Source organism: Nitrospiria bacterium, from assembly GCA_035517655.1.
Lineage (GTDB): Bacteria > Nitrospirota > Nitrospiria > JACQBZ01 > JACQBZ01 > JACQBZ01.
The window spans coordinates 21,819-39,231 of record DATIYJ010000068.1 but is presented as its reverse complement, the minus strand read 5'-3'; the positions used below and the strand labels follow the sequence as shown (position 1 = coordinate 39,231).

Genomic DNA, 17,413 nt, shown 5'->3' with positions numbered 1-17,413 from the left:
CGGAGAATCAAATGACGACGAACACGCCCCATGAAGAAATCCCGGCGCACGGTGGCCGCTTGATCGACCGCATTGTTCGGGGAGCCGAACGTGAGCGACTGATCAATAAGGCGAATGAGATGAAAAAAATTCCGCTCACACGGCGTAAACTATGCGACCTGGAAATGCTCGCCGTGGGCGCTTACAGTCCGCTCGAAGGCTACATGGGTCGGAAGGATTATGAACGCGTCGTCGCCGAGATGCGCTTATCGAGCGGACTTCCCTGGAGCATTCCGATCACCTTCCGGGTTGATCATAAAACGGCCGCGTCGATCCGCGAAGGTCAGGAAATCGCTCTAACGGACGAACGCCAAGCCGTCCTGGCGATCTTGCATCTTGAGGAAAAATTCGATCACGACAAAAAAGTCGCCGCAAAAGCGGTCTACGGAACCGACAGCCCCGAGCATCCGGGCGTCGATATTCTTTACAAACGCGGAGATGTGCTGTTGGGAGGTAAGATCAGCGTGCTGCAGTTGCCGGATAACCGCGAGTTTCTCCCCTACCGTCTCACACCGCTCGAGACCCGCCAAATTTTCAAAGACCGCGGTTGGAAAACCGTTGTCGGTTTCCAAACCCGTAACCCGGTTCACCGGGCCCATGAATATATCCAAAAATGTGCGCTGGAGATCGTGGACGGGCTTCTGCTCCACCCCCTGATCGGCGAGACGAAGAGCGACGACATTCCAGCGGATGTTCGAATGAAATGCTACGAGGTATTATTGGAGAAGTATTATCCCAAGGACCGCGTCGTGCTCTCGGTGCTTCCCGCGCCGATGCGATATGCCGGCCCCCGGGAGGCGATTCATCATGCGATCGTCCGGAAAAACTACGGCTGCACCCATTTCATCGTCGGACGCGATCATGCCGGCGTCGGCAGTTTCTACGGCTCGTTTGACGCCCACCATATCTTCAACGAATTTGCCCCCGGAGAACTGGGCATTACGCCGCTCTTTTTCGACAACACTTTTTATTGCAAGGCCTGCGGGAGCATGGCTTCGGTCAAAACTTGTCCTCATGATAAAACCGAACATATCAGTCTTTCCGGCACGAAGGTTCGTGAGATGCTCCGAGCCGGAATTCCACCCCCGCCCGAATTCTCACGTCCCGAAGTGGCCAAGATCCTGATCGAAGCGATGAAGAGCGGGCGTTAAACGGCGGCGGGTTTAAGTTGCACATGGACAAGACAGGATTCCTCCCCATGCGCGATGCCGTTTTGCAAGGATGACCTGTACGGCCCGACGAACGGGGTCAGTAATCCTTCCAGCACCCCGTGCAAGAGCGGGCAGACGATTTCCGGGTTGAACTCCACAACCTCTTTGAAGATGCAATTATGCAGTTGGATCTTCACTTGCTGGCCAGCCGCCCCTTCAACCCGGGGTTCAAAACCCCAAGCCCCAAACTGATCCGCTAAAAATCGAGCGATTGTTTCGGCCGACCGTTCGACCGTCTGCCCGCCGGATAATTTCTTTGCAAGGCCCTCACCCCATTGCCGTCCAAAAGTCTTAATTTCATCCGGAGACACCCCCTTGAGCGCCAACAGACCCAAAAGCATTTCAGAGAGCAGGCGGTAGTCTCGCGGAAGCAGTTCGAGTCCGACTACGGGCCGGACCTTCCGGTACACACGCCGGGGTCGGCCCGAGACGCCCGTCTTCATGGCAATGGATGAAACCAACTGGGCTTCCGATAACTTTGAGAGGTGTTGGCGGATTGCGCTGGGATGAAGATGAAAACGTTGGGCCAGTTCCTTGATCGAAACCGCTCGATGCTTTCTTTCCATATATTGAATAATCGCAAAGCGCGTCTCATCCGCCAAAGCCTTGCTGGTTTTTAATAGATTACCTTGCATGTATCACTCCATTTTTTGTTGACTCATAACATAGCGCTGTCTATAATGTCAAACAGTTTTAACAGTAAATACTGTACTTATTGATCAAATTACTTCATGAAACGGGGTGGGCGACAATGGAGACAGATGTTTTTTTGAAAACGATAAAGGAAGAGATTTTGACCCACCCTGTGATGACGCACCGTTTTTGGAATCGGTTTGAGAAGGGTGCGTTTACGATGGAGGGCCTTAAACGATTCTCTCTTCATTATTACCTCCATGTATTGCAGACCCGCCTTTACGATGCTATGGTGTTGGCGCGCACGCCTTCAGAAGCGATCCAGGCCGCCCTCGCCTCGATTCTCTGGGATGAATACGGTCGCGGCAATCCGGAAAGAACACACCCAGCCCAGTTCCGAAAATTTTTGTGCGCCTTGGACCTTCAGGAACACGACTGGAACACGGTAACCCCTCTACCTGAATTTGAGGCCTATCGGGATGTCCATTTGCGTCTTTGCCAGGATTACGATTTTCACGTAGGACTGGGGGTTGTAGGTTTGGCGATGGAATATCCGATCCCGTTTTTATACGAAAAACTTGTCCCTGGTTTTCGACTTCACGGGATATCCGATGACGCATTGGAGTTTTTCCTCGAACACATGCCCATCGATGAGATCCACTCAAGCCTGATGGAGGCGGCAATACGACCGGAACTGGAATCTCCCGAACATCAGGCCTTTGTCCGGGAAGGGGCGAGGCGCTCTCTGGATGCCCGCTATTTGCTTATGGAAGCCCTGGATCGTATCACCTTCCTATAGACAGGGCATTTGACAAACTATTGACAACTTTAACCCTTGTGACATATAGTAAACTCTCTTTTTGGAGAATCGCCATGAAGCAAGAAGGATCAGAGGGTCGGACCATCACCGAGATGGTCAAAGACTTGGAAGAGCAGCAAAAGAAGACCAAGGTGGTTAATCCCATTGTTCAACAAGTTATGGAACAGGTCGCGGCCGTTCAGACACGGATGGGCCGGATCAAACACAAGATCGCGGTCATGAGCGGGAAGGGCGGGGTCGGCAAGAGTTCCGTGACGGTCAATCTCGCCAACAGCTTTGCCTCGCGCGGCTACAAAGTCGGCATCTTGGATGTGGACTTAAGCGGACCATGCATCCCGAAGATGATGGGCGTTCGCGAGCGGGCGCTCAAGATCACACCCGAAGGAGCCCAGCCCGCCGTCGGCGTCAACGGGATCAAGGTCGCCTCAATGGAATTGATGCTGCCCAGCGAAGGCAGCCCCGTAATGTGGAAAGGCCTCTGGGAAGATTCTGCCGTCTGGCGCGGGACGGTCGAGATGAGCGTCATCCGCGAATTCATCAGCGACGTGAATTGGGGGCCTCTGGACCTCCTGCTGATCGACATGCCCCCGGCCTCCTCCGACAAACCGCCGATCATCGCTCAGATGATTCCGGACCTGGACGGCGCGGTGATCGTGACGATCCCTTCCGAAATTTCACAATTTATCGTCAAAAAATCGGTCGTGTTTCTGAACCGGGAGCTTCATATCCCCATCATCGGACTGATCGAGAACATGAGCGGCGCGATCTGCCCGCATTGCGGCGAGGCGCTGGAACTTTTTGAAGACGCGTCCCACGGGGAAAGTCCGCTTCAGAAAATGGGCCTTCCACTATTGGGCCGGGTGCCGTTTGACCGACGGATCGCAAGCTGTGCGGATCACGGCCGCTCGTTTATAGACGAACACGCGCTCACGCCGGCCGCGCAGGCCTTCCGGATCATCACCGATTCGTTACAACAGCATATCGAATCAAGGAGAACGTCATGAAATTTCTGTGCATCAAATGCAACAACTTTATGGATTACGAATCCAAGGAGCAGGTGGACACGCTCCGCCTCGGCATTACCTTTGCCTGCACGCAATGCGGATACAAAGTCGCAATGGTTACGAATCCGGGCGAGACGCAGCTGGTCAGCGGGCTGGGCGTCAAGATCGGCGGCCGCACCGTTCCGGCCGAGCCGATGGAATTCACCCGCGAGGCCATCAAGCCGGAGGGCCAGCCCACCGCGACGATGACGGCCGATATGGGCAAATGTCCCTTCCCGGGCATGCTGGCCGGATCGGGGTTCAAAGACACCGGAATCGCGGCCGGCCTGTCCGGACAGGACTCCAAAGCGTCCGTTCCGTGGACATCGAATGCCGAACAGCGGCTTCAAAACGTTCCGTCCTTCGTCCGGACTCTGGCCCGGGCCGGCATCGAGCAGTATGCGAGAGAGAATGGGTTTACGGAAGTGAATGACCGGGTTATGGACGAGTATCGGGAAAAAGTGGGAATGTAAGCCGTCCGGGAACGATTTTCCCCATCACAACCGCTCGTCGGGCACCGGTGGCGGATGGAACGTTGTTCGGCTCGCCCTGAATCGCCCCGTAGGCGAACAAGGCAAAAGCCATCGCCTCAAGCGCTCGGCTGTCCAGGTCAAACTTCTCAAAGGTGAAAACCGGAACCGGGCCGAAGGCCTGCTGAAGAAACTGCATCAAGGTCGAGTTTCGGGTCCCGCCACCGCCAACGATCACTTCTTCGACGCCCCCGCTGGGCAGAATGAACCGTTTGTACGCCTGGGCGATCGACCGGGCTGTAAAGGCCGTTGCGGTAGCCATTAAATCCTGATGATTTAATTTCAAGCCGTTGGCCCGTCCGATTAACCACCGGATCATGGCTCGCCCAAAAGCCTCGCGCCCCGTCGTCTTCGGGGGCTTCCGACTCAAAAACGGATGCCGAAGCAACTCGCTTATGAGCTTTTCATGGACTTTCCCACGCCGGGCCAGCGCCCCGTCCCCGTCCATCGTCCTGTGACCGTTCGTTCGGTGTTGGATGATGCCATCCATCAACATATTACCGGGGCCGGCGTCGAACGCCACAATGTCCGAGAGACCGCCCTGGGAAGGCAAATAGGTGAGATTGCTGATCCCGCCGATGTTGACGACGAGGCGCGGGCGTTGCGCATGGTGAAAAAGGATGTAGTGGAGATAGGGTGTCAGCGGCGCGCCTTCCCCGCCGGCCGCCATGTCCCGATGACGGAAATCGGCCACGGTAGTCACACCGGTTCGCTCGGCGATGATGGACGGCTCGCCGATCTGGAGCGTCGAACGAATTTTTGCTCCGCTTACTTTGAACGGAACCGGTTGATGACAGATCGTTTGCCCGTGAGATCCGATCAGATCAATCTCGTTCAACGGTATGCCGGCTTCCCGCGCGATCCGTATCGCCGCCTTGGCAAACAATTCTCCCACATGGACATTCAGACGACTGAGATCCTCGACCCGGCCGTCATGGGTCAAGCGAACGAGCCGGGCACGTAATGCGCGAGGATAAGGATAGGTCGCAAAGCGGAGCAACCTCAGTCGGCTTTCCAGCCCCCGACCGGCGATCTCCACCAAGGCAGAGTCAATGCCGTCCGTGGAAGTCCCTGAAATCAACCCGATCACCTTCATGGCCGGTTAGCCTACTTCAACACGGAAAGACCGTCAAGAAAAATTTCGAACCGCCCGGTGAAAACCCGAAGCCGGATGGGTCTGTTTGACTTTTTCCCGATAAAATGCTATTTTAATGTTCGTCTGCGATTCCAGCCTGTTCACTATCTCTTTCCCATATTCTGTCCTGGGCAGACCGAAGCATTGCTAAGGAGTGATTCTTGATTGTCCAGGACACAAGTGTTATCACTAAAAAATGGACTTTTCACGGTCACACGATCCATCTCGAATTATGGCCCGGGCGGGTTTTCGTTCCCACCACGACATCCGAATTGATGGCCGATCAAATTTCCCGTTGCAGCGGGGAAACGGTAATTGATTTGGGATGCGGCAGCGGGTTCTTTGCGGTGCTGGCTGCAAAGATGGGGGCGAAGCAGGTTTACGCACTGGATCTCCACAAAGAGGCCTGCGAACTCACCCGACGCAATGCCGAAAAGAACGGCGTATCCAACCGCATCGATTGCCGACAGGGGGATTTATTCGACTCGCTCAAAGGGCTGGTCGCGGATACCATCATCAACGATGTCTCCGGCGTGGCCGAGGCCGTGGCGCGGTGCACCGGATGGTTTCCGGAGCCGGTCCCGACGGGTGGACCGGACGGCGCAGACCCAACCGTCCGGATGTTCCGGTCCGTCCGATCGCATCTGGTTCCGAACGGGCGATTGCTCTTTCCCGTCATTTCTCTGGCCAATGAGCAACGCATTTTGGATGCCGCACGACAGACGTTTAACGAAGTCCGACTGGTGTACGAAAAACGGCTGCCGCTGCCGGCTTCAATCTCCCCGGAGAGTCTCCCGCTCCGTCAATTGCTCTCGGACGGCGTCGTTCGACTCGTCAAAAAAGGCAGTCGCTGGCTCTGGGAGCTAAGGATTTACGAAGCCCGAAACGTGTGTTAATACGTCCCGCCCGGTCAAAACTTCAGGATCAGGTCTTTCAACCCCACGATCTTTCGAATCCGTTTTTGTATTTGCCTCTTCTTGCCCTGCCGTATCAGCGGAAGAAGATCGGACGCGGTGAGGCGTTGAAGGATTTGGCGGCGGCGCGCCATTAAGGGAACCTGAGATTGAACCTGTTGACGGATGGAACCCAACAGACGGAGAAATTTTCCGTACTCCGCTCCGAACGACTGTTCCAGCTCCATGCGGATCCGGCGGGCGAGGGCGGGGCTCTTTCCGTTGGTTGAAACGGCGATAATCAGGTCCCCTCGCGTCATGACCGCCGGGGAGATGACGTTGCATCGCGAGGGGTCATCCGCCGTGTTGATCAGACGAGCGTCGGGATCGACCCGGCGGGCGATTTCGGCATTGGTCTTCCGATCGTTCGTCGTGGCCATGATTAAGAAGGCCTCTCGAAGATCCGCAGGACGCCAGCGACGTGCACGGCGGCGAATTGCGCCGGCGAGAGCAAGATAGGCCAGTTTCCGGGTCAAGGTCGGGCTAATCACCGTGACTTGCGCTCCACAGGCCAGTAAGGTGAGCACCTTTCGTTCAGCCACGCGGCCCCCGCCGATCACAACTACGGGTTTGTTCCGGAGATCCAAAAGGGCCGGAAAATACCTCATGACCGCGGCTTGTTGTTCAGCTGGTCCAGGAGTTGGCGGGCTTTGGTACGGTAGGGGCTGGCGGGATATTTTACGATCAGGTCCTGAAGACGGGCTACGGCCTGCTCGGGTTTTCCTTCCCCTCCGTAAGAGAGGGCGAGGTAATACAGCGTATCCATCACGATCGGATCGTTTGGATACGTGATCAGGATCTGCTCAAACCGGCGGATCGCGGCCGGGTAGGCTTCCTGCTTGTAGTAGAAATGACCGACATAGAACTGGTACCGGGCCAGTCGTTCCTGGCAGATGGAGATTCGTTTTCGGGCTTCATCGGCGTATTTTGTGTTTGGATACGTGGACAACAATTTTTGAAACGACTCCAGAGCTTTCTGCGCAGGTTCAGGGTCCCGATCGATCGTTGTGAATTGCTGAAAGTAGCTCATGCCCAACTTCAACTGCGCATAGTCGGCCCATTGATGCAGAGGATGCAGATCCAGAAAGTGTTGGTATTCACCGGCGGCCTCGATGTACTCCCCCGCTTGATAAAGGGCCTCGGACCGTTTGAGAATCACCTTGGGGTCATAGTTCCGCTTGACGTCGTCCTTCGTCTCCTCGGCGCTGTTCTTGGTCACGCCGAGTTCTTTGCGGATATCGGCTCCCAGCGGATCGTTCGGCGTCGTACAGCCGACGGACGCCAAAAAGAAGGCCAGGGCAAAACCGACCATCGTTTTTCGAGTTGTTTTCTCCATCGGGATGGGCATGAAAGCGTTTGTCAGAATATCAGATTTTGGTTAAAATGGCAAGACGCGTTCGTTGACTTCCCGCAGGCCGTCTCTTATAATCCCCCTGTAAAGGGAGCTTCACTTTGATTGCACAAATTGCCGGCACCGGATTTTACGTCCCGGAGCGTCGGGTAACGAACCAGGACCTGGCCGTCTCGGTTCATTTGGACGACGCCGGCATTCAAAAACGCACCGGCATACAGGAGCGTCGGTGGGTCAGAAAGAATCAGGCCGCTTCCGATCTGGCGACCGAGGCGGTCCGGGCCGCGTTGGAGCAAGCCGGCTGCGAGGCCATGGATCTCGAAGCGATCATTCTGGCCACCACCTCGCCCGATATGTGGTTTCCCTCGACCGCCTGTCTTGTTCAAAAAAACCTTCATGCCCCAAACGCCTTTGCCATGGACGTCTCGGCATCCTGCTCCGGTTTTCTGTTCGCGCTCTCGGTCGCGGAGCAGTTCATTCGATCCGGACGGGCGAAAACCGTAGCGGCCGTTGCGGCCGAGGTCAAGTCCCGTTTTTTGAACCGGTCCGATCCGGCGACCGCCATCCTTTTTGGCGACGGAGCGGGCGCGGTCGTTCTCAAGCCGAGCGAGGGTGAATCCGGCCTTCTCTCGATCCGTCTCTACTCGGACGGTTCAAGGTCCGGGATGATCCAGATCCCGGCCGGGGGTTCAAGGCGGCCGATCAGCAAGCGGAGCCTGGCCGAAGAGCAGCACGTTATCCGGATGAAGGGGGGGTCGCTTTTCAAGGCCGCCGTCCAGCGGCTGACCGCTGTGACGCACGAGATCCTAAAGTCCCATCGTCTTCAGCCTTCGGACATCCACCACTTTGTCTTCCATCAGGCCAACACCCGGATTCTCTCGGCCGTGGCCAAACGGCTTTGCATTTCGCGGGACCGGCTCGTAATGACGCTGGATCGGTACGGCAATACCTCCTCCGCTTCGCTTCCCATGGCGCTGGATCATCTCATCCGGAGCCGACGCGTCCGGCCCGGAGATTGGATCTACCTCGGCGCGTTCGGCGGCGGTTTGAACTGGGGCGGAGCCCTCGTCCGCTGGTAGATAGGGTCGCTCAAATCATAAAACGTTCTTAGGAGATCCTTCGATTCCGATCTTTCCATCACGCCAAGAAATCCTCAAACGGATCGAGAAACAGACCGCGCATCCCATGTTACTCCGAGAACTGATGCGCTCGCTCGGCATCCCGAAGAAACACCGCTCGGCGTTTCTCGCACGTTTGCAGGAAATCATACGAGACGGCGAGTTGGTCGAGATCAAGGACAACCGCTACGGCCTCCCCGGAAAGATGAACCTGGTGACCGGCCGACTTCAATGCCATCCGGACGGATTCGGGTTTGTTCTCTCCGAGAAAACCGGGGAGCCGGATCTCTTTATCGGCCGACGAAATATGCTGGAGGCGATGCACGGCGACCGCGTCGTGGCGAGGATCGAGGCGACCAAGGCGGACGGCCGACGGGAAGGACGGATCATCCGCGTCCTGGAACGGGGGATGACCCAGATCGTCGGCCGGTTTGAGTCGGGCCGGGAGTTCGGGTTCATCGTTCCCACCGAAAAGCGGATCGGCCGGGACGTGTATGTCAGCCCCGACAGCGCCGCCGGTGCGAAAGACGGCGACTTGGTCGTGGCCGAGATCGTGTCCTACCCCACCCAAAACCGGAACCCGGAAGGAAAAATCGTTCAGGTCCTGGGACAGGCCGGCGATCCCAAGATCGACACCGAGATGGTGATCGCCGAATTCGGTCTTCCCAAGGTGTTTCCCAAGAAGGTCCTCCTCGACACCGAGGCCGTTCCAGAAACGGTCGCGGCCGACGGCATCCGAACCCGGCGAGATCTTCGGAATCTCAACACCGTCACGATTGACGGCGAACGGGCGCGTGATTTCGACGACGCCGTTTCGGTCCAACGGCTGCCCCACGGCCGGATCCGGCTCTGGGTCCATATCGCCGATGTCGGCCATTACGTCCCCTGGGATTCCCCGCTCGATCTGGAGGCCCGCCACCGGGGCACGAGCGTCTATTTCCCCGACCAGGTCGTTCCGATGTTTCCCGAACGACTGTCGAACGGAATCTGCAGCCTCAATCCCAAGGTCGACCGGCTCACCCTGACGGCGGAGATGGTGTTTGACGCTCAAGGACAACGGGCGGAGTACGATATCTATGAAAGCGTCATCCGGAGCAACGAACGGATGACCTACACGGCCGTCAAGAAGATCCTGGTGGATAAGGACCCGGAATTGCGCCGGACGTATGATTATCTCCTTCATGATTTTGAGTTGATGGAAGAGCTCTGTCGCCGGCTCATGGCGGTCCGCGCGCAAAACGGAAGCATCGATTTCGACCTGCCCGAACCGGAGATTATTTTGGACCTCCAGGGCCAGACCACGGACATCATCCGCGAGGAACGCCATATCGCCCACCGGATGATCGAGGAATTCATGCTGGCGGCCAACCGGACCGTAGCCGAGCATATGACGGAACTGAAAATCCCGTTCATCTACCGCATTCATGACGTGCCGGACCCCGAAAAGATCCACGACTTCGTCCAGTTCATCGGAAGCTTCGGATTGCGGTTCGCAAATCCTAAATCCGGATCGGACGCCGGAAAAATCCGACCGAAGGCCTTTCAATCCGTTCTCGATCAGGTCAAGGGGCGGCCCGAGGAACGGCTGATCAATCATGTGCTGCTGCGATCGATGAAGCAGGCCAAATATTCGACCCAAAACGTCGGCCATTTCGGCCTGGCGTTCGAAGACTATACACACTTCACCTCGCCGATCCGACGGTATCCAGACCTGATCGTCCATCGTCTGGTCAAAGAGCTGCTTCATCAGAAGGCATTTTCGGCCCATCGCCTGGACCTGCTCCAAAAACTCCTGCCCGAAATCGCACAGACCAGCTCGGAACGTGAACGCGCGTCGATGGAGGCCGAGCGCGAGGCGGTGGACTTAAAGAAGGTCCGTTTTCTGTCGGACAAGGAAGGCGAGGAGTATTTCGGCTTCATCACGGGCGTGACGGCGTTCGGGTTCTTCGTCGAGTTGGAAGAAATGTTCGTGGAAGGGCTGGTCCATATCAGTTCGATCCCGGACGACTATTACATCTACGAAGAAAAGCAGCACCGACTGATAGGCCGCCGTCGCCGACGGATCTTCCGGCTCGCGGATCGCGTCAAGGTCCGGGTCGAAAAAGTGGACCTGATCAAACGCCAAGCCGACTTCCGGCTGGTGGATGAGGGCGGCAAAATAATTTCGAACGAGAGACCGGCGCCCCCGAGACGAGAGAGGGGGCAAAAAAGGAGGCGCGGAAAATAAATCAACCGAACGGGTGGCGCTGCGGCCCCGTCACATTGCGCACGCTAACGCATGCGATGGACCTTCATCATGCATTTGTCCATGATGACGGTCAGGCCCGCGGCTTTGGCCCTCTCGGCCGCGGCGTTGTTCACGATCCCCTCCTGCATCCAGACCACCTTCGCTCCGATGGCGATCGCGGCCTCCACAATCGGAGGAACATCTTTCGGCGGCCGGAAAATATCGACGATCTCGATCTTCTGCGGAACATCCTTCAGGCCGGCATAAACTTTTTGACCCAGGATTTCTCCCTTGGCCGTCGGGTTCACCGGAATGACGGTGTAGCCGTGCTCTATAAGATACTTCGGAACATAGTGACTCGGTTTTTCGGGATTGCCGGACAGACCGACCACCGCGATCGTTTTGTATCGGTCCATCACCCTGCGGGCTTCCTCGTCCGAAACCCGGTAGGCCGGCAGTTCGCACATCTCTTCGTTGGCCATCATCATCCCCCTTTCAGCTTCGAACCCGCGATCTTTTCGACCGCGACGGTGATGCGATAAAGCAGCCACAGGCCGAACAGGACGATCGCCGCCCTGACCAGGCCGTACAGTCCCCACCACCAAAAGTAGCCGCCCATCAAACCGTAGTGACGGCCTTCATCACTCATCATATACCCGCCGCCCGTCTGAGCCATCGCCCAGGAACTGAATACGACCGTAGAGACTATGATCAGACTCGCAAGGATCTTTTTCATGACCGACTCCTTCCGTACGAAGAATTGAACCGGATGCGATGCACTTTCCGACCGGTACTATAGCATTCCATTCTCGTGAGACGCAAACGGACCGGCGGTTGATTTATGGGGCTTCCATGAGGGGGGTGACGATGTAGGAACGGCTTTTCGCGTCGTGGGTGATCTTGATCAGTTCATGCTTCGCCGCATCCTCAAGCAGCTTGCTGAAGGAGCTGTAACCGTAGTAGGATTCATTGAACGAGGGCTGCTTGCGCTTCATGGTCTGCTTCACCATGGAACCCCAGATCACCTCCTTGTCCTCCCTCTGCAGCGCTTCGATCGTTTCGAGGAGAAGTTCAAAACATTCCTTTTTCTTTTCCGGCAACTGGGCGACGGCCTTGGGCTTCGACTTCGGGGTGCGCACGAGGTCTTCGTAGTAGATAAATTCATCGCAGTTCGAGGACAACAGCACCGAGGTGGAATTCTTCACGCCCACCCCGATGACATGCTTGTCGTTTTCCTTCAGCTTCGAGACCAGCGGCGTGAAATCGCTGTCGCCGGACGCGATCACAAAGATGTTGACATGCTCTTTCGAGGCAGCCAACTCCATCGCGTCCACGACCAGCTTGATGTCGGCGCTGTTTTTCCCGCTGTAGCGTTTGTGCGGAATATCGATCAGCTCGATGCCGGCCTCGTGAAAGGCGCGCTTGTATTCCTTATAAACATCCCAGTCGGCATAGGCCTTCTTGACGATCAACTTGCCCTTCTCCACCAAGCGAGCCAAGACCTTGCTGATTTCGAAGCTGGAATACTTGGCCTCGCGCACGCCGAGCGCGATGTTTTCCAGATCAATGAAAAGCGCCAGCCTGGATTCTTCCGATACCGCCATCCGTCGTCTCCCTTCACGACATGAAGATAACACCATTGAACCGAGCGCGTCAACCGATAGGGATATACACACTGGATATTGTAGTACCCGATGTCCATAACCACTCAATCTTGTATTTTTTTCTTTACTTCATCATTTGGATATGTTATAGGTTTTTGTCAAACTGCGACAAGCAGATCCGGTTTTGCCACCTGAATAACCATGGAGGCATATGTACCTTAAAAAACTGGAGTTGATCGGGTTCAAATCGTTCGCCGAAGCGACCGTGGTGGCGTTTCAACCCGGGATCACGGCGATCGTGGGACCGAATGGCTGCGGGAAGAGCAACATCGTAGACGCCGTGCTCTGGGTCCTGGGAGAGCAGAGCACCAAGGCTCTCCGTTCCGACCGGATGGAGGATGTGATCTTTAACGGCAGCGAAACGCGCCGACCCCTGAACCTTTCACAAGTCATTCTGACCGTCGGCGATGTCACCGGAGAAATCGCCGGCCAGTTCGGAGATTACCAGGAGATCGCGATTAGTCGCCGATTATTCCGAACCGGCGAGAGCGAATACCTGATCAATAAGACCCCCTGCCGCTTAAAAGACATCCGCGACCTTCTCATCGACACGGGTGCAGGTCACAAAGGTCATACCATTATCGAACAGGGAAAGGTCGATCAGCTCTTAAACGCCTCCCCGCTCGAGCGTCGCGAACTGATCGAGGAAACGGCCGGCATCTCCAAATATAAAATACGGAAGGCCGAAGCCGAACGCAAGTTGGACGCCACCCAGCAAAACCTCCTCCGCGTCCGGGACATCATCGGCGAGGTCAAACGGCAGACCAACACCCTTGACCGGCAGGTTAAGAAGGCGGAGATCTACCAGACCCTCCGGACCGAGGCCCGAGACTTGGAGCTGAAACTTCTGGTTTCGGAATACCGGGATCGTCTGACGACGCTCTACGAAGTCTTGCGCCAGATCGCCGATCTAAAGACGAATGAATCCGCGCTCCTGGCCGCGCTGTCCAGGACCGAGGCCGAGCTGCAATCGATTAAAACCGGTGCCCTCCAAAAAGAGGCGGCCCTCTCTTCGTTGAAACAGGCCGTCTACGACACCCAAACCCTGATCCATCGGCAAGAAAACCGGATCGAGCTGTTACGGAGCCAGATCCATTCATGGGAAGAGCAGCGGGCCAAGCTTGTTCAGGAACGGTCGCGCCTCGAACAGTCCGTCACGCAATCCGTAACACAAGGGGAGGAGACGGAACGGCAACAACATGAAGTGGCCACGGCTCTATCGGAACGGCAGGGTCGATTGACGGACCGGGAAACCTCGCTGGTCGGGGTGGAAGAGGAGCGCGCCGTCCAGGACGCCGCGCTTGAAGCCAACAAGACCCGGCTGTTTGAGACCCTGGCGGAGGTGACCGAGGTCAAAAATCGCGTGGCCTCGATCGAGTCACGCAAGAAGGAGATCCAACGAATCCAAGACAAGGGCCAGTCCGAGTTGTCATCGGTGAATCAACAACTCGATCAGATGCGGGAACTCGTGGGAGCGGAACAATCCCGCTTGGCCGACCTCCAAGAAGCACTGAACCGGATCCAGGCCGAAGGAACCCGTCTGGCCGAGGAGTTTGCCCAAAAACAAACCGCACTCGCGACGCAAACCGAGACCATTTTAGGACAGCGGGAGGCGCTGACACTCGCGCAGGCCCGTCTCACTTCGCTGAAGGAGAACGAAAAAGCGATGATGACGACCCAGGCGGGGATCCTGGCCTGGCTTTCCGAACGACCCGAACTCCGGAACCGTCTTCACGGTATTGTGGCCGACCTCTTCGAGGTACCAAAGGCCCTTGAACCGGCCATCGAAGCCGTTTTAGGCGACCAACTCCGGGGCCTGCTCTTGGATGACCACACGACCATCCGGAAAATTATTCAGTCCATGAAATCGGCCCAAATCGGCCGCGGGGCTTTCCTGCCCCGGCTCCCGCGCCTGACCCGCACAGCCCAGGTTCATTCCTCCGGTGAAGCGTTTGAGGGCTTCATCGGGCCGGTGTTGTATCAAATTAAGGTGAAAGCCGGTTTTGAAGACGCGGCCCAAGCCCTTTTGGGCGATGTTCTTCTGGTTCAGGATCTCGATGCCGCCTTCGGACTTTGGAGCCGCCTTCGGATCGGCTATACGATCGTGACCCTGGAAGGAGAAGTTCTTTACCCAAGCGGATTGCTTTGGGCCGGGCAGCGCACCGGATCGCAGCAGGGACTGCTCCTAACCCGGCGGGAAATCCGGGAGGCGGAGGACCAAATCAGGCAACTCGAAACCGAGTTGGTCCGGTCCGAGGCTGAAAAAGCCGCGCTCGCCGTGGATTTAGAGCGGGTTCAACACCGACAACAGGACCAACTCGAACAACGGCAGCAAGAGGAATCAATCCTTGCATCGCAGCGTCAGAAAATCGCGCTTCTGGAAGCGGACCGTATCCGTTTGGAAGAGCGACGAGGTTTGTTACAGATCGAACACACCCAGGAAGCCCAAGAAGCCGGCACGGCGGAGCAGGCCCTGGCCGAGGCCTTACGCCACTTGGACATTCGACAGCAGGAGCAGGAACGGATCGAGACGGAACTCGCTCGTCTCCAAGAAACAGCCAAAACCTCCTCCGAGCGACAGAACCTTCTTCGTTCCGAGGTAACCCAGCTGAAGGTGGATGTCTCGGCGCTGGTTCAACGGGAAGAGGCGCTGTCCAAAGAGCGGCTCCGCCTGCGGGAAGAACAAGCTTTGTTAAAAGAACACCAACAGCGGCAGGCTTCCGAAATGACGACTCTGGAATCGAAAAGCCTCGCCGCCCGCCAGGACATTGAGGAAACCGAAAAGGCCATCGGCGCGTTAAGTGCCCAACTCTTCGAGACACAGCAGCGGCTGTCGGTCGAGACCGAAGGCTACACGGCGGATCTGGGGCAGATCAAGCAGTTGGAAGACCAGCTGGGCCAGATCCGGGCCGACCGGGGCCGTGTGGAAAAACTTCACAACGAACTGGAAGTGCGACAGACCGAATTGAAACTGCGGATCGAGCACTTGGTCGAGCAGGCCTCCAGTCTCCACCAAACCGTTCTTGAAGACGCGGCCGAAGGGGTCACGGACCCGATCGATCCAAACCCGGTTCAGGAACGATTGAACGAGCTGCGGGCCAAGTTGGAGGAGTTGGGCCCCGTAAACCTGGCCGCCATCGATGAGTACAAAGAACTGGATGAGCGGCACCGGTTTCTGACGACACAGGAGACCGACCTCACCCAGTCGATTGAGGATTTGGAGTCCGCCATCTCGAAGATCAACCGGACCACCAAGGAGATGTTTTTTTCGACCTATTCGGCGCTGCGCGAGAAATTCAAGGAGGTCTTCCAGAATTTCTTCGTGGGCGGACAGGCCGATCTGGTCCTGCTTGATGAGAGCAATCCGCTGGAGTCGGGGATCGAAATCGTGGCCCAGCCGCCGGGGAAGCGCCTGAAGAGCATCAGCCTTCTATCCGGAGGAGAAAAGGCACTCACGGCAATCGCCCTGCTGTTTGCCAGTTTTCTGATCCACCCCAGTCCCTTCTGCATTCTGGATGAGATCGACGCCCCCCTGGACGAGGAGAACATCCGTCGATTCCTGAAGGTGCTCCGCGAGATGACGGACCATTCCCAGTTCCTGATCATCACGCATAACAAGCGGACCATGGAACACGCCGATCTTCTCTACGGGGTCACGATGGAAGAGGCCGGGGTCTCCAAGCTGGTCTCGATCAAGCTGGAAGCCAACGGCAACGGCCACACCGCACTTGACCCTTCCCCCCTGACTACCGAGTCCTCCACAACGGCAACGGCCTAGTTCTTTATTCAAGATTATTTTGGGGAAGGAAGCGTTGACGGACGGGGCAAAGGAAGCAGGGCTCCTGCAAATCGCCGGCCAAGCGGATCAAATTAATACAACTTGAGATCTCCGAACTGCTCTTCGATATTCTCGATGAGGTCCTTGGCTTTTTTCTCGATCAAGTTTTCTTTGACCTGCTTATCCTGCCGCAGCTGAAAAAGCTCGTGGGTAATATTGACGGCCGCCAGCAGGGCCAGTTTGGTGGCGGGAAAATTCTTGCCGGTCTTGGCCAGCTCGTGCATCTTTCCGTCCACGTAGCGCGCCAATTTGCCGACGTACTGCTCATCCGCCTCCCCCGCGATGGTATAACGCTGGCCGTAGATTTCAACCTCAACCTGTTTTTTCACGTCTCCCCTCGTTTTCTGGACCTCGCATCGGTCGGTTCCGCCGGATCCAAACGGCCCGACCAGGTCTCCATTTCGGACAGGATTTGTTTCACCCGGGAGCGTAACCGAACCCGGTCATGGTTCCAACGAAGCGTATCGCGCTCCCGCTTGGCCAACCGTTGAGAGATCGCCCTGAGCTTTTGTTCTAAAACAGCGTTGTCCTGTCTCAAACGCTTCACCAATTCCAAGATCTGGTGCACGCGCTTTTCCAACAGCGTCATTTGATCGATGGGCATGACGATGCTTCCTCAATGATTGTGGCTCGCGTCGCCCCCGATCTGATCTGGGGGCCCGTGCGGTGCTGTTGCTCCTCCGATGCCCCCAGACCCCGCGCTCGGACTGGCGGAGCCAGCTCCTCGCTTACTTCACCGGCAAAGCGGCTCGACGGAGCTCGCCGAAGTCCTCCCCCTCTCGTTCACCGTGCTCACTGGGTAGATCGACACGCCTCGGCCGCGGAGGGTCGAATGGATTAATTCGAAAAGG

Annotated in this window: 17 protein-coding genes; 8 read left to right on the top strand and 9 right to left on the bottom strand. The window is 56.7% G+C overall.

The genetic code is table 11. The features are described 5' to 3' along the window. The first annotated feature begins 11 nt into the window (after positions 1–11). Entirely contained in the window at positions 12–1,190 is a 1,179-nt protein-coding gene (gene sat, locus VLY20_12680; GenBank protein HUK57500.1) for a sulfate adenylyltransferase, read from the top strand. On the opposite strand, the gene VLY20_12675 is transcribed toward sat, so the two are convergent. Continuing rightward, positions 1,187–1,885, bottom strand: a complete 699-nt coding sequence (locus tag VLY20_12675) for a helix-turn-helix domain-containing protein (protein ID HUK57499.1) — start codon at positions 1,883–1,885, stop codon at positions 1,187–1,189. The two genes, sat and VLY20_12675, sit on opposite strands and share 4 nt — an antisense overlap. A 116-nt stretch (positions 1,886–2,001) precedes the next feature. Between VLY20_12675 and VLY20_12670 the strand changes: the two genes are divergently transcribed. The 3 genes from VLY20_12670 (at position 2,002) to VLY20_12660 (ending at position 4,219) form a co-directional block, all read left to right on the top strand. After that, complete coding sequence (locus VLY20_12670) at positions 2,002–2,682, top strand: iron-containing redox enzyme family protein (GenBank protein ID HUK57498.1); 681 nt, start codon at positions 2,002–2,004, stop codon at positions 2,680–2,682. 74 nt (positions 2,683–2,756) lie between these two features. Further along, positions 2,757–3,707 carry an Mrp/NBP35 family ATP-binding protein gene (locus VLY20_12665; GenBank protein HUK57497.1) on the top strand — a complete coding sequence of 317 codons (951 nt, stop codon included), beginning with the start codon at positions 2,757–2,759 and terminating at the stop codon, positions 3,705–3,707. Next, positions 3,704–4,219 carry a hypothetical protein gene (locus VLY20_12660; GenBank protein HUK57496.1) on the top strand — a complete coding sequence of 172 codons (516 nt, stop codon included), beginning with the start codon at positions 3,704–3,706 and terminating at the stop codon, positions 4,217–4,219. The genes VLY20_12665 and VLY20_12660 overlap by 4 nt, the downstream gene beginning before the upstream one ends. Here the strand turns inward: VLY20_12660 and VLY20_12655 are convergent. After that, positions 4,185–5,372 carry an anhydro-N-acetylmuramic acid kinase gene (locus VLY20_12655; protein ID HUK57495.1) on the bottom strand — a complete coding sequence of 396 codons (1,188 nt, stop codon included), beginning with the start codon at positions 5,370–5,372 and terminating at the stop codon, positions 4,185–4,187. The two genes, VLY20_12660 and VLY20_12655, sit on opposite strands and share 35 nt — an antisense overlap. Before the next feature lie 200 nt (positions 5,373–5,572). Here VLY20_12655 and VLY20_12650 point away from each other — a divergent pair, with 200 nt between their 5' ends. Continuing rightward, positions 5,573–6,307: a 50S ribosomal protein L11 methyltransferase gene (locus VLY20_12650; GenBank protein ID HUK57494.1), complete on the top strand. Its 735-nt coding sequence runs from the start codon at positions 5,573–5,575 to the stop codon at positions 6,305–6,307. Positions 6,308–6,321: 14 nt separating this feature from the next. Here the strand turns inward: VLY20_12650 and VLY20_12645 are convergent, their stop codons facing one another. Together VLY20_12645 and bamD are read right to left on the bottom strand one after the other, a co-directional pair. Continuing rightward, positions 6,322–6,972 carry a bifunctional precorrin-2 dehydrogenase/sirohydrochlorin ferrochelatase gene (locus VLY20_12645; protein HUK57493.1) on the bottom strand — a complete coding sequence of 217 codons (651 nt, stop codon included), beginning with the start codon at positions 6,970–6,972 and terminating at the stop codon, positions 6,322–6,324. Next, positions 6,969–7,712 (bottom strand): outer membrane protein assembly factor BamD, encoded by a 744-nt coding sequence (bamD, locus tag VLY20_12640; protein ID HUK57492.1) that lies wholly within the window; start codon positions 7,710–7,712, stop codon positions 6,969–6,971. The genes VLY20_12645 and bamD overlap by 4 nt, the downstream gene beginning before the upstream one ends. A gap of 104 nt (positions 7,713–7,816) precedes the next feature. Here bamD and VLY20_12635 point away from each other — a divergent pair, with 104 nt between their 5' ends. Both VLY20_12635 and rnr read left to right on the top strand, forming a co-directional pair. Beyond that, the gene (locus VLY20_12635) at positions 7,817–8,794 is read left to right on the top strand and encodes a beta-ketoacyl-ACP synthase III (protein HUK57491.1); all 978 of its coding nucleotides are present in this window, start codon (positions 7,817–7,819) and stop codon (positions 8,792–8,794) included. Positions 8,795–8,837: 43 nt separating this feature from the next. Next, complete coding sequence (gene rnr, locus VLY20_12630; protein ID HUK57490.1) at positions 8,838–11,060, top strand: ribonuclease R; 2,223 nt, start codon at positions 8,838–8,840, stop codon at positions 11,058–11,060. A gap of 44 nt (positions 11,061–11,104) precedes the next feature. Here the strand turns inward: rnr and VLY20_12625 are convergent, their stop codons facing one another. The 3 genes from VLY20_12625 to VLY20_12615 form a co-directional block, all read right to left on the bottom strand. Further along, the gene (locus VLY20_12625; protein HUK57489.1) at positions 11,105–11,542 is read right to left on the bottom strand and encodes a CoA-binding protein; all 438 of its coding nucleotides are present in this window, start codon (positions 11,540–11,542) and stop codon (positions 11,105–11,107) included. Between the two features lie 2 nt (positions 11,543–11,544). Further along, a complete protein-coding gene (locus VLY20_12620) occupies positions 11,545–11,796 on the bottom strand; it encodes a hypothetical protein (protein ID HUK57488.1) in 252 nt (83 codons plus the stop codon). A 103-nt stretch (positions 11,797–11,899) separates the two neighbouring features. Continuing rightward, the gene (locus VLY20_12615; protein ID HUK57487.1) at positions 11,900–12,664 is read right to left on the bottom strand and encodes an NYN domain-containing protein; all 765 of its coding nucleotides are present in this window, start codon (positions 12,662–12,664) and stop codon (positions 11,900–11,902) included. 211 nt (positions 12,665–12,875) lie between these two features. On the opposite strand from VLY20_12615, the gene smc reads away from it, so the two are divergent. Next, entirely contained in the window at positions 12,876–16,502 is a 3,627-nt protein-coding gene (gene smc, locus VLY20_12610; GenBank protein HUK57486.1) for a chromosome segregation protein SMC, read from the top strand. 92 nt (positions 16,503–16,594) lie between these two features. Here smc and VLY20_12605 read toward each other — a convergent pair whose 3' ends face one another. Together VLY20_12605 and VLY20_12600 are read right to left on the bottom strand one after the other, a co-directional pair. Then, complete coding sequence (locus tag VLY20_12605) at positions 16,595–16,891, bottom strand: cell division protein ZapA (GenBank protein ID HUK57485.1); 297 nt, start codon at positions 16,889–16,891, stop codon at positions 16,595–16,597. Further along, the gene (locus VLY20_12600; protein ID HUK57484.1) at positions 16,888–17,166 is read right to left on the bottom strand and encodes a hypothetical protein; all 279 of its coding nucleotides are present in this window, start codon (positions 17,164–17,166) and stop codon (positions 16,888–16,890) included. The genes VLY20_12605 and VLY20_12600 overlap by 4 nt, the downstream gene beginning before the upstream one ends. Between the last annotated feature and the right edge of the window lie 247 nt (positions 17,167–17,413).

Coding starts and splice junctions, on each gene's coding strand:
- VLY20_12655 (HUK57495.1), bottom strand. CDS start 5,372: ATGAAGGTGATCGGGTTGATTTCAGGGACTTCCACGGACGGCATTGAC.
- VLY20_12645 (HUK57493.1), bottom strand. CDS start 6,972: ATGAGGTATTTTCCGGCCCTTTTGGATCTCCGGAACAAACCCGTAGTT.
- bamD (HUK57492.1), bottom strand. CDS start 7,712: ATGCCCATCCCGATGGAGAAAACAACTCGAAAAACGATGGTCGGTTTT.
- VLY20_12615 (HUK57487.1), bottom strand. CDS start 12,664: ATGGCGGTATCGGAAGAATCCAGGCTGGCGCTTTTCATTGATCTGGAA.
- VLY20_12660 (HUK57496.1), top strand. CDS start 3,704: ATGAAATTTCTGTGCATCAAATGCAACAACTTTATGGATTACGAATCC.
- smc (HUK57486.1), top strand. CDS start 12,876: ATGTACCTTAAAAAACTGGAGTTGATCGGGTTCAAATCGTTCGCCGAA.
- VLY20_12670 (HUK57498.1), top strand. CDS start 2,002: ATGGAGACAGATGTTTTTTTGAAAACGATAAAGGAAGAGATTTTGACC.
- VLY20_12600 (HUK57484.1), bottom strand. CDS start 17,166: ATGCCCATCGATCAAATGACGCTGTTGGAAAAGCGCGTGCACCAGATC.
- VLY20_12625 (HUK57489.1), bottom strand. CDS start 11,542: ATGGCCAACGAAGAGATGTGCGAACTGCCGGCCTACCGGGTTTCGGAC.
- VLY20_12665 (HUK57497.1), top strand. CDS start 2,757: ATGAAGCAAGAAGGATCAGAGGGTCGGACCATCACCGAGATGGTCAAA.
- sat (HUK57500.1), top strand. CDS start 12: ATGACGACGAACACGCCCCATGAAGAAATCCCGGCGCACGGTGGCCGC.
- VLY20_12675 (HUK57499.1), bottom strand. CDS start 1,885: ATGCAAGGTAATCTATTAAAAACCAGCAAGGCTTTGGCGGATGAGACG.
- VLY20_12620 (HUK57488.1), bottom strand. CDS start 11,796: ATGAAAAAGATCCTTGCGAGTCTGATCATAGTCTCTACGGTCGTATTC.